Origin of the sequence: Enterococcus raffinosus, from assembly GCF_019175485.1 — a bacterium.
Lineage (GTDB): Bacteria > Bacillota > Bacilli > Lactobacillales > Enterococcaceae > Enterococcus_A > Enterococcus_A raffinosus.
In genome coordinates, this window is the sequence record NZ_CP072888.1 from 749,357 (window position 1) to 764,740 (window position 15,384).

A 15,384-nucleotide genomic window follows, 5' to 3' on the forward strand; every position below is an offset into this window, starting at 1 on the left:
TTTACTTTGCAAAAGGATTAGATTTCGATATAATAGAGTTAAGAAGAAGAGGTAAGAGTGGTCCTTCCTCCTATCTTCAGTTGGCAAGACGAAAGGGGCAATACGTATGTTCAAATATAATGTTCGTGGGGAAAACATCGAAGTTACAGAAGCTATCCGCAATTACGTTGAAAAGAAAGTAGGAAAGTTAGAACGCTACTTCACTGATGTTCCGGACGCAACTGCTTATGTCAATTTGAAAGTATACACAGAAAAAACAGCAAAAGTTGAAGTAACGATTCCATTACCTTACTTAGTTCTTCGGGCGGAAGAAACTTCACCAGATTTATATGCAAGTATTGATTTGGTTGTGGATAAATTAGAACGTCAGATCCGCAAATTTAAAACAAAAATTAACCGCAAAGCTCGTGAAAAGGGTGTCCCTGAACGCGAAGTAGAAGTATTAGTGAATGCAGAAGATTCATCAGAGGAATCTGAATTAGAAATTGTTCGTACAAAACGTCTATCACTAAAACCAATGGGCAGCGAAGAAGCAGTCCTACAAATGAACATGCTTGGACATAATTTCTTTATCTTTGAAGATGCTGAAACAAATGGTACAAGTATTGTATACCGTCGTAAAGATGGTAAATATGGTTTGATTGAAACTGATTAACAGAAATTTATTGCCTTCCAGCTGATGCTGGAAGGTTTTTTATTTTCATTGAAAATTAAGTTTTAGAATAAGCCAGATTTTTCTAATGAAAAGAACCTCTGTATGCCTTGTTGTAAAGGAAAGTCTCTGAAAAAGATTAATCATTGTATAAGTCGCCCTTTATTCGCTATGAGAAGTTTCTTTTCTCAAGGACTAATGATAAAATATACTAGCGGGTTTCTATCAAAAAATAGAAAATGAAAAGAAATAAAGGAGTAAGATAAACGAATGGCAAACTTTCTGAAACGAATGATTGAAAACGATAAAAAAGAATTAAAACGATTAAGTGGGATTGCTGACAAGGTCGAAGAATTTTCTGGCGACATGGAAAAATTGTCGGATGGGCAATTACGTGGCAAGACCGAAGAATTTAGAGGGCGTTACCACGCTGGAGAAACATTGGATGATTTACTTCCAGAAGCTTTTGCGGTAGTCCGTGAAGCAGCAAAGCGTGTTCTCGGTCTATATCCATATCACGTGCAATTAATGGGAGGGATCGTCTTACATGACGGAAATATCCCTGAAATGAAAACTGGTGAAGGAAAAACATTAACAGCGACGATGCCGGTTTATTTGAATGCCTTGACAGGAGAAGGTGTCCACGTAGTTACAGTAAATGAATATTTAGCAACACGTGACTCTACTGAAATGGGTGAATTGTATAATTTCTTAGGTTTGAGTGTTGGTTTGAATATCAATTCAAAAACCGCTGATGAAAAACGTGAAGCATACAATTGTGATATCACCTATAGTACGAATAATGAGCTTGGCTTTGACTATCTACGTGACAATATGGTTGTTTATCAAAGTCAGATGGTTCAACGTCCATTGAACTATGCCATTGTTGATGAAGTAGACTCGATCCTGATTGACGAAGCACGCACACCTTTGATTATTTCTGGGGCTGCTGAAAAGTCTACGGCTCTTTACACGCGAACAGACAATTTCGTGAAACGATTGAAAGAAGATGAAGATTTCAAAATTGATATCCAATCAAAGACAATCGGGTTAACGGAGCAAGGAATTGAAAAAGCAGAAGAAAACTTCGGCTTAGAAAACTTGTATGATTTAGAAAATACAGCGTTGACACACCATTTAGATCAAGCTTTGCGTGCAAATTTTATCATGATTCGTGATATTGATTATGTGGTACAAGAAGGAAAAGTTTTAATCGTTGACCAGTTTACTGGCCGTATTATGGATGGACGTCGTTACTCCGATGGATTGCACCAAGCAATCGAAGCAAAAGAATCCGTTGAGATCGAAGATGAAACGAAAACAATGGCAACGATCACCTTCCAGAACTATTTCCGGATGTATAAAAAATTAGCAGGGATGACGGGTACAGCTAAAACGGAAGAAGAAGAATTCCGTGAAATCTATAATATTGAAGTTATTCAAATTCCTACTAACCGCCCAGTTATTCGTGAAGATCATGCAGATTTGTTGTACCCAACATTAGAAAGCAAATTTCATGCGGTGGTCCGTGATATTAAAGAGCGTCATCGTAAAGGTCAGCCAATCCTAGTTGGTACGGTTGCTGTTGAAACGTCAGAATTACTCTCTAATTTGTTGGATCGTGAAAAAGTGCCGCATGAAGTTTTGAATGCGAAGAACCACTTTAAAGAAGCGGAAATTATTATGAACGCTGGTCAAAAAGGTTCTGTTACGATTGCTACCAATATGGCCGGACGTGGTACAGATATTAAATTAGGTCTGGGTGTTGTTGAATTAGGGGGTCTAGCTGTAATTGGTACCGAACGTCATGAATCACGCCGTATTGATAACCAGTTACGTGGACGTTCTGGTCGTCAAGGAGATCCAGGTGTTTCACAGTTCTATCTTTCATTAGAAGATGATTTAATGAAACGTTTCGGTTCTGAACGAATCAAGGCTTTCTTGGATCGAATGAAAGTTGAAGATGAAGATGCTGTCATTCAAAGCAAAATGTTGACACGCCAGGTGGAATCGGCTCAAAAACGTGTTGAAGGGAATAACTACGACACACGTAAGAATGTCTTGCAATATGATGATGTCATGCGTGAACAACGTGAAGTCATCTATAAACAACGTCAAGATGTGATTATGGGTGAAAAAGACTTAACACCAAACTTGTTGAATATGGTTCGCCGTACAATTTCACGTGTTGTGGACAGCCACACACAATTAGATAAAGAAAATTGGAATCTTGAAGCTTTAGCAGATTTCGCTGGGGCGACTTTAGTCCATGAAGACTCTATTTCAAAGGCAGATTTTGAAGGTAAGACACCTGAGGAAATGAAAGATTATTTGTACGATCGTGCAAAAGCAGTCTTTGATACAAAAGTCTCTCAATTACAAAGTCCTGAACAATTATTGGAATTTGAAAAAGTGGTTATTTTGCGTGTTGTGGATACAAAATGGACTGACCACATTGATGCGATGGATCAGTTGCGTCAATCTGTAGGATTACGGGCTTATGGTCAAAATAATCCATTGGTTGAATATCAAACCGAAGGATACAAGATGTTTGAAGATATGGTTGGAGCAATCGAGTTTGAAGTTACGCGTCTCTTTATGAAAGCTGAAATTCGTCAAAATGTTCAGCGGGAGCAAGTGGCACAGAACCAACAAGAACATCCTGTAGAAGCAGATGGAGATCCGAAGAATTTAACACATACGAAACAAAAACCGGTTCATGTAGAAAAAGTGGGACGTAATGATCCATGTCCATGCGGCAGTGGTAAAAAATATAAAAACTGCCACGGCAAAGGACAATAATTTTCACGATAAAAAGAACCTTTAGGACGGGACATAGCTACTATGTCTCGTCTTTTGACAGTTCCGATATGCAGTGAAGCAATAATGAAAAACAGACATCGAGTGTTTTTTGAGAATTAACGGAAAAAATCGTATACTATAGATTAATTCGTTGAAATTATTGGTTTTGCGGGTGAAGTTAACTCGTGAGAAAGAAGGAATAGATTTGGAAAATGCAGAAATACGAAATTTGTTAGACTCTATGCAAGAGCAAGTCACAAGCTTCAGGGGGTCTCTTTGACCTAGAGCAGCTAGAAGAAGATATTGCAGAAGCAGAAAATCAAATGACTGCTCCAGACTTTTGGGATGATTCAGAAAAGGCTCAGGCTTTGATTAATCGTAACAATACTGCCAAAGAAACCTATGATCAGTTTCAAGCTATAGCAGATGAGTACGAAGAATTAAATGTTATGTGGGAAATGCAGCAGGAAGATTTTGATGCTGAACTGCAAACGGAGTTAGAAGGACGATTAGTTCAACTACAAGAAAAAATTGCCAGCTTTGAATTGTCGCTTTTGTTAGATGAGCCCTATGATAAGAATAATGCGATTTTAGAGCTTCACCCTGGAGCGGGTGGAACAGAGTCTCAGGACTGGGGTTCGATGCTTTTGCGGATGTATACTCGTTGGGCTGAACAACATGGCTTTTCAGTTGAAACGATTGATTATCAGTCAGGTGACGAAGCTGGAATTAAGAGTGTTACATTGATGATCAAGGGAACAAATGCTTATGGGTACTTGAAATCTGAAAAAGGAGTGCATCGTTTGGTGCGTATTTCTCCATTTGATTCTGCTAGCCGACGCCATACTTCTTTTTGCTCTGTCGAAGTAATGCCCGAGTTGGATGAAAATATTGAAGTTGAGATTAATCCAGATGATTTGAAGGTCGATGTTTATCGTGCAAGTGGTGCTGGCGGACAGCATATTAACAAAACCTCTTCAGCAGTGCGGATTACTCATTTACCAACTGGGACCGTGGTTGCGAGTCAGGCACAGCGTTCGCAATTTCATAACCGTGAGACCGCAATGCAAATGTTGAAGGCGAAGCTCTATCAATTAGAAATTGAAAAAAAAGAGCAAGAAGCTGCTGCTTTACGCGGTGAACAAAAAGAAATCGGATGGGGCTCTCAAATCCGTTCTTATGTTTTCCACCCTTACTCGATGGTGAAGGACCATCGTACGGACTACGAAACTGGGAATGTTCAAGCAGTAATGGATGGAGAATTGGATCCTTTTATTGATGCTTATCTAAAATGGCGCTTGGCACAAGAGGCTTAAGAATAAAATGAAATCAAATTGTAAAGTAATGAAAGCCAGTTGCAATGTTGGCATGCTATAATAACAAAGAATTTAAGAGGATTTGGAGAGATAAAGCATGATTGAAATGCAGGATGTAACAAAAAAATATCCTAATAAGACAACTGCTGTCCGTGGGATTTCAGTCCGTATCGAACAGGGTGAGTTTGTCTATGTCGTTGGTCCCTCTGGTAGTGGAAAATCTACCTTCATCAAGTTGATGTACCGTGAAGAAAAGGCAACTTCCGGAAAAATTTTAGATGTTGCCCGTCATGATTTATTAAAAATCAAGAATAAAGATGTTCCCTATCTGCGTCGCGATGTAGGCGTTGTTTTCCAAGATTTTAAATTGTTGCCCCGTAAGACGGTTTATGAAAATGTCGCGTATGCAATGCAAGTAATTGGGCGTAAACCGCGAGACATCAAAAAACGTGTTATGGAAGTGTTGGACCTTGTCGGTTTAAAACACAAAGTCCGTGTCTTTCCTAGTGAATTATCTGGTGGTGAACAGCAGCGTGTTTCAATTGCACGTGCAATTGTAAATACCCCCAAAGTTTTGATTGCTGATGAGCCAACGGGTAATTTGGATCCTGATACTTCTTGGGAAATCATGCATCTGTTAGAACGAATCAATAACCAAGGAACAACTATAGTGATGGCGACACATAATAAAACGATTGTGGATACAATGCGCCATCGCTTAATCGCAATTGAAAATGGCTTGATCGTTCGAGACGAAGCGGAAGGAGAATACGAGTTTGATGATTAGAAATTTCTTCCGACATTTGTTGGAAAGTATCAAGAGCGTTAAGCGGAATGGCTGGATGACATTAGCCTCTGTCAGCGCCGTGACGATTACACTGACAATGGCGGGAATCTTCCTAGCTGTTATAATGAATGCGACGAAATTAGCACAAGATGTTGAGGGAAATGTTGAAGTGACTGTTTTTGTCGATATCGGTACTAAAGATAAAGAACTAAAAGAATTGAAGTCTGAACTACAAGATATCAAACATGTGGACAAAGTTTCTTTCTCCAGCAAGCAAGATCAATTGAAAAAATTACAAGCACAGATGGGCGATGCTTGGGATTTGTTCGAAGGAGACAGCAATCCGCTTTATGACGTGTATGTAGTTAGTGCGACTGATGCACAATATATCCGTCCTGTGACACGTGAAGCGAGTCAGTTGCCGAATGTGTTCCGTGCAAATTATGGTGGAAATTCAGCAGACAGAATTATTCAAATGTCTAAAGTTGTTCGTACGTGGGGGTTGGCAGCAGCTGCGTTATTAATTTTTGTAGCAATCTTCCTTATTTCTAATACGATTCGAATCACGATTATTTCACGAAAAACAGAAATACAAATTATGCGTTTAGTGGGTGCTAAGAATGGATATATCCGCTGGCCGTTCTTTCTTGAAGGTGGCTGGATCGGTTTGATTGGGTCAATCGTACCAATTTTAGTATTAACTTATGGGTATTCTCAGGTTTATGGTTTAGCAGCGCCATATTTATTACAGTCTAATCTTGCTCTGCTACGCCCAAGTCAAATTGTATGGATTTTAGATATCACAATGGCAGTCGGGGGCTATTTGATTGGTTCTTTAGGATCAGTCATTTCAATGCGTCGTTTCCTAAAAATTTAAAGTGTAAACTTCTCCGTTTTTTTCGGGGAAGTTTTTTTGTTTCAAAATAATACTTGTTTCTTGCCTTTTTCAATAAAAGGTACTAGGATAGAAGTCAAATTAGTAGAACGCTACCGAGCAAGGGAGCCAATTTCGTTAGGTCATAGAAGAAATTGGACGCCCTTTTTTTGTTGTCATTTATTAACGATTTTTTTGGGATATGGAGGATTTAGCGAAATCGTTAAAGCAATTAAAGTGTTCGGTCTGCGTGATAGTAGAAAAATCTATTTTTGGAGGAGAATTATTATGGCATGGGTATCATTAATAGTAGCAGGAGTATTCGAGATGTTTTGGGCCACAATGATGAAAATGAGTGAAGGATTTAGTAAATTAAACTATTCTCTATTAACAATAGTCGGTATGATTGCAAGTTTTTATTTTTTATCAAAGTCACTTCATTCACTGCCTATGAGTTTGGCTTATCCAATATGGACAGGTATTGGAGCAGTAGGATCGATTTTGATTGGTGTCTTTTTCTTTAAGGATCATTTAACGATTTTGACTAGCTTTTTTGTGATTCTCTTAGTAGTTGGAATCATAGGAATTAAGGTTACTAGCGGACATTAAGTAAAAAGTACGTTAAACTGTTAAAAAAAGCAGGAGGCGCTCATGATTAAAACAACTGATGAATTAACAACACAGGAGCTGTTAACAATTTTACAGGCTCGTACGGCCGTATTTGTCGTTGAGCAAAAGTGTCCCTATCAAGAAGTTGATGAAGCGGATCGTAAAGCTGTACATATCTGTATAGAAGAAAATGGGGAGTTGCAGGCTTACGCGCGAATTATAGAGGAAGAGAAAATCATTCATTTTGGTCGTGTCTTAGTAGTAAAAAAATATCGTCATCAGCAACTAGGAAGGAAAATCGTTGCGAAGACCTTACGGGAAATTGAGAAGCGTTATCCAAATCAACCTGTAGTCATTTCGGCACAAGCCTATTTAGTGGCGTTTTATCAATCTTTCGGTTTTGAACAAACTTCTGATGTTTACTTGGAAGACGAAATCCCTCATATTGAGATGCTTTTACAAAATAAAAAAAATGGTTAAGGCACATTGTTTACAATTAACTTTTTCTCGGCTATCCTTTAGAAGAAGGAGTGTGGAGGCATGTCATTTTTGACAGGACACTTAGGGCTATTATTTTTGATTATCAACACCATTTTATCTTTCATTATTGTTTTTCGTGAACGAAAGGATACAGTCAACACTTGGGCATGGTTATTAGTTTTAACCTTTATTCCTGTACTAGGCTTTGTGTTATATATTTTCTTTGGTAAGGGAATTTCTAAAGAGCGCATTTTCGATTTGAAGATGCAGACCAAAATTGGTATGAATGTTGAACTACAGCAACAGCAGCGGGCCTTAGATCGCGGGCTTTTTCCGAAACCAACGACCAATCAAGTAGACCCGCGACAATTGATTTATATGCTGACGATGTTCGAAAGTTCTTTGTATACGACGAATAATGAGGTTAAACTTTATACAGATGGTCGTAAAAAGTTTGATGCTTTGCTTGAAGACATCAAGCGAGCGAAATATCACATCCATATGGAATACTATATTTATCGAGCAGATGATCTTGGACTAGAGGTTCGAGAAGCGTTAGTAGAAGCGGCATCTCGAGGCGTAAAAGTACGATTACTTTTAGATGCCTGGGGTTCTACGCAAGTCAATCGCCGTTTTCTTAACCCTTTGATCGAATTAGGAGGCGAAGTAGAGTTTTTCTTTCCACTATTTCTGCCTTATTTAAATCCGCGAATGAATTATCGCAATCATCGAAAAATTGTTGTGATAGATGGTGAAATTGGATATACCGGAGGATTCAATGTCGGTGATGAGTACCTTGGCTTGGTGGAAAAATTTGGTTATTGGCGAGACAACCATCTTCGGATTCATGGACAAGCCGTGTATACTTTGCAGAATCGATTTTTGATGGACTGGAATTCTCAGCAGAAACATGATCTCGTCTATCAGCCGGACTATTTTCCTGAGATTGAATCTGAAGGAAAACTAGCGTTGCAAATTGTCAGCAGCGGACCTGACAGCGAGCACGAACAAATCAAACTGACCTATTTAAAAATGATTAACCTAGCAAAAAAAGAAATCTTGATTCAGACACCGTATTATATTCCTGATGCACCAATTCACGAGGCCTTGAAACTGGCACTTCTTTCTGGCGTAAAGGTACGGATGCAAATACCAAATAAGCCAGATCATATCCTCGTTTATTGGGCAACATACTCTTTTGCAGCTGAGTTACTGGAGTATGGTGCAATTATTGAAACATACGAAAATGGTTTTATTCATGCAAAAACAATGGTCATTGATGGTGGAATTGCTTCGGTAGGTTCGGCAAATATTGATGTTCGTTCTTTCAAATTGGATTTTGAAGTAAATACCATCGTTTATGATGCTGCATTTGCAGAGGAGCTGCGAGAAGAAATTCATAAGGATTCAATGAAATCGGAGCTATTGACGCAAGAAAAGTATGACCAACGCGGGACATTGATCAAGTTTAAAGAAGGCATTGCTCGTTTGATTTCTCCACTCTTGTAAAAATCATTTGCGCTTACATGGTTTGATAGTATAAAATGAACTAGCTTGTTTAGTGAGTCAAATAATGACGAATGACTAAGGATGCCAGTTCATCTTTTCGCTTTTGAAAAATGAATATTTAAAAATGAATGAGGAGATTTTTCATGAAGAAATGGTTAATTCCCCTATTAGGTACACTTTTGCTCTTGTCTGGTTGTTCAAAATGGATTGATCGTGGTGAGTCAATCACTGCTGTCGGCTCTTCTGCTTTGCAGCCTTTGGTCGAAACAGTAGCGGAAGAGTATCAAAGTAAAAATCCCGGCAGATTTATCAATGTCCAAGGCGGCGGAAGCGGCACAGGATTAAGCCAGGTACAATCGGGGGCTGTCGATATCGGCAATTCAGATTTGTTTGCCGAAGAGAAAAATGGGATTGATGCGAAGAAACTCGTTGATCATAAAGTGGCTGTTGTCGGAATTACTCCGATTGTGAATAAAGGAGTCGGCGTAACCAATATTTCGTTAGAGGATCTGCGTAAGATCTTTCTAGGTGAAATTACAAATTGGAAGGATGTCGGTGGAAAAGATCAAGAGATTGTTATTCTAAATCGGGCATCTGGAAGTGGTACGCGCTCAACCTTTGAGCAGTGGGTACTAGATGGCAAGACGGCTATTCGCGCACAGGAGCAGGACTCCAGTGGGATGGTCCGTCAAATTGTCGCGGATACACCAGGAGCGATCAGTTATACTGCTTTTTCTTACGTGACAAAAGAGATCCAAACGTTGAATATTGATAATATCGAACCTACAGATGAGAATGTGACAACGAATCAATGGAAGATCTGGGCCTATGAACACATGTATACTAAAGGGCAGCCTAAAGAATTAGTCAAAGATTTTTTGGATTACATGCTTTCAAAAGAGGTTCAGGAAAAAGTGGTTCCACAACTTGGCTATATTCCAATCTCTGATATGAAGGTTGAAAGAGACTGGCAAGGAAATGAAATAAAATAGAATGTTAGTAGGACACGGATTTGCTTCTGTGTCCTTTTTCGCTTCTATTCGTTAGGTGGATTAGTATACAGTGAGGAGGAAGAAAGATGTACTACCCGATTCAATTACCTTTTGTTTTAAATAAAGATTTCACTCGTGTGATGAGTTACCATGAAAAGATTGTTCCTGAATGTAGTGAGTTTATCATTTGTTTTTGGCAAATGTCTCCAAAAACTAACGAACAAACTCAGATAAAAAATGTGATTATCGCGGATGGGTGTATTGATCTAATCGCGGATTACGATCAAAAGATGCTCTTCTTCACTGGAAATCAAAAAACTGATTTTGAGTATGACATTCAGATGCCTGCTCGCTTTTTTGGTGCGCGAATGATGCCAGGAGCTTTTTATCAATTGACTGAACTACCCGCTGCAAGAGCAATGGATGATTATGTTCTGATGCAGGACGTTTTTAAAGATTTTGACATAGAACAGTTTTTTTCAGCATCCTTTGACGAGACTCAATTAATCCTTCGAGCCTATCTAACAGAAAAATTTGAAGGAAAGAAAGCAAATGAGTGTACACAACTGTTTCCAAGGCTTTCTGATAAAATCCCTCAGACGGCGAAAGAGTTATATGAGCACCTTTTTTTGAGTCCTCGACAGTGCCAGCGTGTATTTGCAAAAAGTTTTGGCTTAACACCTAAAATGGTCCTAAGTATTTTACGTTTTCAGCGCTGCTTAACTATTTTGACTTCAGAACAGGCAAGACCAACGGATATTTTGACCGTAACGAACTATTATGATCAACCCCATTTTAATAAGGATTTTAAACAACATTTGGGAATCACTCCGTTAGAATTAGTTAGCCGTTATAAAGAATGACGTATTTTTACAATAAATGTGCTTTTCCCCTTGCTAGAATAAGAATATAAATAAGGAGGCGGTTTAAATGTACAAAAATATAACAACGAATTTAATGGTGGAAAGTGTGGATACTTCAGTCAACTTTTATCAAGAGATCCTTGGATTTGAAGTCGTGGCTTCTGTTCCAGCTAAAAATCAAGAATTACAGTTTGCGATACTTGGAAAAGATTCAGTTACTCTGATGCTACAAGAAAAAAATAATTTAGGCGAAGAATATCCAATTTTGGCGACAGAGAAGATTCAGCCCTCAATCACGCTCTACATTACGATAGAAAACTTTGAAGACTTTTATATCGGGATAAAAAAATCCTATCCAATTTATACAGAAACGCATACAATATTCTATGGTTCAAAAGAATTTGCGATTACAGATCCAGATGGTTATGTATTGACCTTCACTGAACATACTGAAGAGTAATCAATGATGGAAAATCATTTAAAGAAAATTCCGGGTATTGGAGAAAGGATGGCGCAACATTTGATCAGGGCTGGCTATCCTGATATTCAGTCACTAAAAAAACAAGTTCCAGAAGAAATTTATCTAAGAGATTGTATGGTTCAGGAAAAAAATGTTGATCTCTGTGCGTTGTATGTGTATCGATTAGCAGTATATTATGCTGAAAATGACGGAAAGTTGCCCTCAGGTAAGCAAAATTGGTGGAATTGGAAAAACGATTAAACAGAGTAACAGTGTTCTCATCAGGGAACACTGTTTTTTATCTTTATTTATAAATGATCTGCCCTAGCTTCTCAATCAAATCTGTGTTGATAGGCAATTCTGTTGCGGAAAATCTCTAATCTGGTTTACACTTTCTTTACAAATGTCATGGAAGCGTTACAGGAGATTAAAAAGAAATTGATTTTCAACAGGTAAAATGATTTTGTTGGTTTGTAAAAAAACGAATGTACTAGTTTGAAGAAGCAGGAGGAGCAGGCCTTGGAAAATGAAGATGTAAAAAAAGCACTGACGACGAAATCAAAGCGTGCGAGAATTGAACAACGAGGACGTTTCGTTAGTTTCGTTTGTATCGCGTTAATCGTGCTTGTCGTAGGAGCGATTTTCTATTTTGTAGCAAGCAAAGGGTTATCAACCTTTTTTGTAGATAAAATCAATGTATTTGATTTCTTATTTGGGACCGTTTGGAATCCTAGTGCGACAGGACCGGATGGTAAGCCATTAGTTGGAGCATTGCCGATGATTTTAGGATCATTCATGGTAACTTTTCTATCAGCAATTGTAGCGACACCATTTGCAATTGGTGCGGCAGTCTTTATGACAGAAATTTCACCGAACAAGGGACAGAAATTTTTACAGCCAGTGATTGAATTATTGGTGGGAATCCCTTCGGTTGTTTATGGATTTATTGGTTTAACAGTCATCGTTCCTTTTATTCGTTCAGTATTTGGCGGAACTGGGTTTGGTATTTTGTCAGGGACATTTGTTTTATTTGTAATGATCTTACCGACTGTTACCACAATGACGGTAGATACACTAAAATCTGTTCCCCGACACTATCGAGAAGCCTCATTAGCTTTAGGAGGAACACGTTGGCAGACGATTTATAAAGTAGTGCTGCGGGCAGCTGTACCAGGTATTTTGACGGCGGTTGTTTTTGGTATGGCACGTGCTTTTGGAGAAGCATTAGCCATCCAAATGGTTATCGGGAATGCGGCGTTAATGCCAACAAGCTTGACAACCCCTGCCTCAACATTGACCTCAATTTTGACGATGGGTATAGGGAATACGATCATGGGAACCGTTGAAAATAATGTCTTATGGTCGTTGGCTTTGATCCTATTATTCATGTCTTTAGTTTTCAATATTTTGATTCGCTATATTGGAAAGAAAGGGGAGATAACAAATGGATAAAGCAAAACGCGCGGATAAAATCGCCACAGCCGTTCTATATATTGTTTCTGGCTTAATTGTGGCAATCTTAGCCTTTCTCTTACTGTACATTTTGATTCGTGGGTTACCACATGTGTCTTGGGAATTTTTAACTTCACCCTCAAAAGCGTATCAAAAGGGTGGTGGGATTGGTATTCAACTATTCAACTCTGTTTATCTCCTATTGATTACGATGATTATCAGCTTACCAATATCTCTTGGAGCAGGGATTTATCTATCTGAATATGCCAAGAAAAACTGGGTAACGAATGTCATTCGGACATCGATTGAGATTTTGAGCTCATTGCCTTCAGTAGTGGTTGGTTTATTTGGCTTCTTGATTTTTGTTATTCAATTTGGCTATGGCTTTTCTATTCTTTCCGGTGCGTTGGCATTAACCCTATTTAACTTGCCTTTGCTAACAAGAAATATTGAAGAATCCTTGCGAGCGATTCATTATACTCAGCGTGAAGCGGGATTAGCTTTAGGCCTTTCACGTTGGGAAACCGTCACAAAAATTGTCGTGCCAGACGCTCTTCCAGGGATTTTAACGGGAGTCATTTTAAGTTCAGGTCGAATTTTCGGAGAAGCGGCGGCCTTGATTTATACCGCAGGTCAAAGTGCACCTGCATTAGATTTCACTAATTTAAATCCATTAAGTGTATCTAGTCCGTTAAGTATTTTCCGACAAGCAGAAACATTGGCTGTGCACATCTGGAAAATCAATACTGAAGGAACGATGCCAGATGGAACAGCTGTATCTGCTGGAGCCTCTGCGGTCTTAATTTTAGCCGTCTTGCTGTTTAACTTTGGTGCTCGAGCAATCGGGAAGCGACTTCATAGAAAAATGACTTCAGCATAAGAATTCTGATTTTCATAGAATAATTGTACTATCAGACTAAACTAGGAGAAATTCGATGAAAGAATACAATTGGGAGGAACGTAATATTATCAGCATGCCTGGTGAAATTGCGTTGCATACAGAAGATCTACATGTTTATTATGGCAGTAACGAAGCCATCAAGGGTGTTGATCTGGAGTTTGAAAAAAATAAAATCACTGCATTGATCGGTCCTTCTGGTTGTGGGAAATCAACCTATCTGCGTTCATTGAATCGTATGAATGATGGGATTGCCAGCGCCAGTGTGACGGGGAAAATCATGTACAAAGATGTCGATGTCAACGCATCTAATATTGATGTTTATGAAATGCGCAAACGAATAGGTATGGTGTTCCAACGCCCCAATCCTTTTAGCAAATCGATTCGAGATAATATTACTTTCGCTTTAAAGCAGCATGGTATGAGGGATAAGCATCAACTGGAAGAAATCGTTGAAACTAGTTTGAAGCAAGCGGCGCTTTGGGATCAAGTCAAGGATAATTTAGACAAGAGCGCATTGGCACTTTCGGGAGGTCAACAGCAACGCTTGTGTATTGCGCGGGCAATTGCAATGAAGCCAGACATTTTATTACTAGATGAACCCGCCAGTGCTTTGGACCCTATCTCAACAGGAACGGTTGAAGAAACATTGGTCCAATTGAAGGAAAATTATACGCTTATTATTGTGACACATAATATGCAGCAAGCGGCGCGGATTAGTGATTATACTGCTTTCTTTTATTTAGGGCATGTGATTGAGTATGATGAAACGACAAAAATCTTTACACGGCCGAAAATACAAGCCACTGAAGATTATGTATCAGGACACTTTGGCTAAGAGACGGAGGAAATTAAATGTCGAAGATTATTACTTCCAAAGACCTTCATTTATATTATGGTAAAAAGGAAGCCCTAAAAGGCATTGATATGGAGATTGAAAAAGGCGAGATTACAGCGATGATTGGCCCATCTGGCTGTGGAAAATCAACCTATTTGCGTTCGTTGAATCGCATGAATGACTTGATCCCTGGAGTGACTATTACAGGAAGCGTCGTGTATAAAGGCAAGGACATCTATAGTCCCAAAACTGACACTGTTGAACTACGTAAAGAAATCGGGATGGTGTTTCAACAACCGAATCCATTTCCATTTTCGATTTACGAGAACGTCATTTATGGGTTAAAATTAAAAGGGGAAAAGGATAAGAACAAACTTGATCAAGTTGTGGAAGAGAGCTTAAAAGCAGCTTCCGTTTGGAACGATGTGAAAGATAAATTGCATGAAAGTGCGTTGTCATTATCTGGCGGACAACAGCAAAGGGTTTGTATCGCTCGGGTATTAGCAGTTAATCCTGAAGTTATTCTTATGGATGAGCCGACGAGTGCTTTGGACCCTGTATCAACAGGTAAAATCGAAAATATGCTTTTAGAGTTAAAAGAGAATTATTCGATCATCATCGTGACGCACAATATGTCACAGGCATCACGCATCTCTGATCGTACGGCATTCTTTCTTCAAGGAGAATTGATTGAATTCGATAAGACAAAGAAAATTTTCCTAGATCCGGCTAAACAAGAAACGGAAGATTACATCTCTGGTAAATTTGGGTAATTATAAAGAACTTATAGTTTTTTGCTAAGCACATAAAGAATGTTAACTCCCCCAAAAAATGAGTAGGAGAATACATGGT

The 15,384-nt window shown here is 38.8% G+C and carries 16 protein-coding genes; all 16 read left to right on the forward strand.

The features are described from left to right. Window positions 1-106 precede the first annotated feature (106 nt). The 16 genes from hpf (at window position 107) to pstB (J9537_RS03775) (ending at window position 15,305) form a co-directional block, all read left to right on the forward strand. A complete protein-coding gene (gene hpf, locus J9537_RS03700; protein WP_218256767.1) occupies window positions 107-655 on the forward strand; it encodes a ribosome hibernation-promoting factor, HPF/YfiA family in 549 nt (182 codons plus the stop codon). Between the two features lie 267 nt (window positions 656-922). Continuing rightward, window positions 923-3,454 (forward strand): preprotein translocase subunit SecA, encoded by a 2,532-nt coding sequence (gene secA / locus J9537_RS03705; protein WP_218256768.1) that lies wholly within the window; start codon window positions 923-925, stop codon window positions 3,452-3,454. 205 nt (window positions 3,455-3,659) lie between these two features. Then, window positions 3,660-4,770 (forward strand): peptide chain release factor 2 gene (gene prfB, locus J9537_RS03710; protein ID WP_218256769.1). Its coding sequence is split into 2 segments (ribosomal slippage): window positions 3,660-3,731 and window positions 3,733-4,770, totalling 1,110 coding nucleotides; the frame shifts between segments, so codons are not numbered across the junction. A 97-nt stretch (window positions 4,771-4,867) separates the two neighbouring features. Then, window positions 4,868-5,557 (forward strand): cell division ATP-binding protein FtsE, encoded by a 690-nt coding sequence (gene ftsE / locus J9537_RS03715; RefSeq protein WP_010746723.1) that lies wholly within the window; start codon window positions 4,868-4,870, stop codon window positions 5,555-5,557. Then, window positions 5,550-6,434: a permease-like cell division protein FtsX gene (gene ftsX / locus J9537_RS03720; protein WP_010746722.1), complete on the forward strand. Its 885-nt coding sequence runs from the start codon at window positions 5,550-5,552 to the stop codon at window positions 6,432-6,434. Before ftsE ends, ftsX begins: the two co-directional genes overlap by 8 nt. 285 nt (window positions 6,435-6,719) lie before the next feature. Next, entirely contained in the window at window positions 6,720-7,040 is a 321-nt protein-coding gene (locus tag J9537_RS03725; RefSeq protein ID WP_010746721.1) for a DMT family transporter, read from the forward strand. A gap of 42 nt (window positions 7,041-7,082) precedes the next feature. Continuing rightward, a complete protein-coding gene (locus J9537_RS03730; protein ID WP_218256770.1) occupies window positions 7,083-7,520 on the forward strand; it encodes a GNAT family N-acetyltransferase in 438 nt (145 codons plus the stop codon). 60 nt (window positions 7,521-7,580) lie between these two features. Beyond that, window positions 7,581-9,029 carry a cardiolipin synthase gene (gene cls, locus J9537_RS03735; protein WP_218256771.1) on the forward strand — a complete coding sequence of 483 codons (1,449 nt, stop codon included), beginning with the start codon at window positions 7,581-7,583 and terminating at the stop codon, window positions 9,027-9,029. Window positions 9,030-9,172: 143 nt separating this feature from the next. Then, window positions 9,173-10,021 carry a phosphate ABC transporter substrate-binding protein PstS gene (locus tag J9537_RS03740; protein ID WP_280640435.1) on the forward strand — a complete coding sequence of 283 codons (849 nt, stop codon included), beginning with the start codon at window positions 9,173-9,175 and terminating at the stop codon, window positions 10,019-10,021. 86 nt (window positions 10,022-10,107) lie between these two features. Continuing rightward, on the forward strand, window positions 10,108-10,884 hold the full coding sequence (locus J9537_RS03745; protein ID WP_218256773.1) for a helix-turn-helix domain-containing protein: 777 nt from the start codon (window positions 10,108-10,110) through the stop codon (window positions 10,882-10,884). A 67-nt stretch (window positions 10,885-10,951) separates the two neighbouring features. Continuing rightward, the gene (locus J9537_RS03750) at window positions 10,952-11,344 is read left to right on the forward strand and encodes a VOC family protein (RefSeq protein ID WP_218256774.1); all 393 of its coding nucleotides are present in this window, start codon (window positions 10,952-10,954) and stop codon (window positions 11,342-11,344) included. 3 nt (window positions 11,345-11,347) lie between these two features. After that, window positions 11,348-11,605 carry a helix-hairpin-helix domain-containing protein gene (locus J9537_RS03755; protein WP_245001285.1) on the forward strand — a complete coding sequence of 86 codons (258 nt, stop codon included), beginning with the start codon at window positions 11,348-11,350 and terminating at the stop codon, window positions 11,603-11,605. A gap of 258 nt (window positions 11,606-11,863) precedes the next feature. Further along, complete coding sequence (gene pstC, locus J9537_RS03760) at window positions 11,864-12,796, forward strand: phosphate ABC transporter permease subunit PstC (protein ID WP_010746714.1); 933 nt, start codon at window positions 11,864-11,866, stop codon at window positions 12,794-12,796. After that, a complete protein-coding gene (gene pstA / locus J9537_RS03765; RefSeq protein ID WP_010746713.1) occupies window positions 12,789-13,676 on the forward strand; it encodes a phosphate ABC transporter permease PstA in 888 nt (295 codons plus the stop codon). Before pstC ends, pstA begins: the two co-directional genes overlap by 8 nt. Before the next feature lie 55 nt (window positions 13,677-13,731). Then, entirely contained in the window at window positions 13,732-14,532 is an 801-nt protein-coding gene (gene pstB / locus J9537_RS03770) for a phosphate ABC transporter ATP-binding protein PstB (protein ID WP_218256775.1), read from the forward strand. A gap of 17 nt (window positions 14,533-14,549) precedes the next feature. After that, window positions 14,550-15,305: a phosphate ABC transporter ATP-binding protein PstB gene (gene pstB / locus J9537_RS03775; RefSeq protein ID WP_218256776.1), complete on the forward strand. Its 756-nt coding sequence runs from the start codon at window positions 14,550-14,552 to the stop codon at window positions 15,303-15,305. Window positions 15,306-15,384 lie beyond the last annotated feature (79 nt).

Excerpts from the sequence above, each read along its gene's own strand:
- hpf (WP_218256767.1), top strand. The coding sequence starts at position 107 with ATGTTCAAATATAATGTTCGTGGGGAAAACATCGAAGTTACAGAAGCT.
- secA (WP_218256768.1), top strand. The coding sequence starts at position 923 with ATGGCAAACTTTCTGAAACGAATGATTGAAAACGATAAAAAAGAATTA.
- ftsE (WP_010746723.1), top strand. The coding sequence starts at position 4,868 with ATGATTGAAATGCAGGATGTAACAAAAAAATATCCTAATAAGACAACT.
- ftsX (WP_010746722.1), top strand. The coding sequence starts at position 5,550 with ATGATTAGAAATTTCTTCCGACATTTGTTGGAAAGTATCAAGAGCGTT.
- J9537_RS03725 (WP_010746721.1), top strand. The coding sequence starts at position 6,720 with ATGGCATGGGTATCATTAATAGTAGCAGGAGTATTCGAGATGTTTTGG.
- J9537_RS03730 (WP_218256770.1), top strand. The coding sequence starts at position 7,083 with ATGATTAAAACAACTGATGAATTAACAACACAGGAGCTGTTAACAATT.
- cls (WP_218256771.1), top strand. The coding sequence starts at position 7,581 with ATGTCATTTTTGACAGGACACTTAGGGCTATTATTTTTGATTATCAAC.
- J9537_RS03740 (WP_280640435.1), top strand. The coding sequence starts at position 9,173 with ATGAAGAAATGGTTAATTCCCCTATTAGGTACACTTTTGCTCTTGTCT.
- J9537_RS03745 (WP_218256773.1), top strand. The coding sequence starts at position 10,108 with ATGTACTACCCGATTCAATTACCTTTTGTTTTAAATAAAGATTTCACT.
- J9537_RS03750 (WP_218256774.1), top strand. The coding sequence starts at position 10,952 with ATGTACAAAAATATAACAACGAATTTAATGGTGGAAAGTGTGGATACT.
- J9537_RS03755 (WP_245001285.1), top strand. The coding sequence starts at position 11,348 with ATGATGGAAAATCATTTAAAGAAAATTCCGGGTATTGGAGAAAGGATG.
- pstA (WP_010746713.1), top strand. The coding sequence starts at position 12,789 with ATGGATAAAGCAAAACGCGCGGATAAAATCGCCACAGCCGTTCTATAT.
- pstB (WP_218256775.1), top strand. The coding sequence starts at position 13,732 with ATGAAAGAATACAATTGGGAGGAACGTAATATTATCAGCATGCCTGGT.
- pstB (WP_218256776.1), top strand. The coding sequence starts at position 14,550 with ATGTCGAAGATTATTACTTCCAAAGACCTTCATTTATATTATGGTAAA.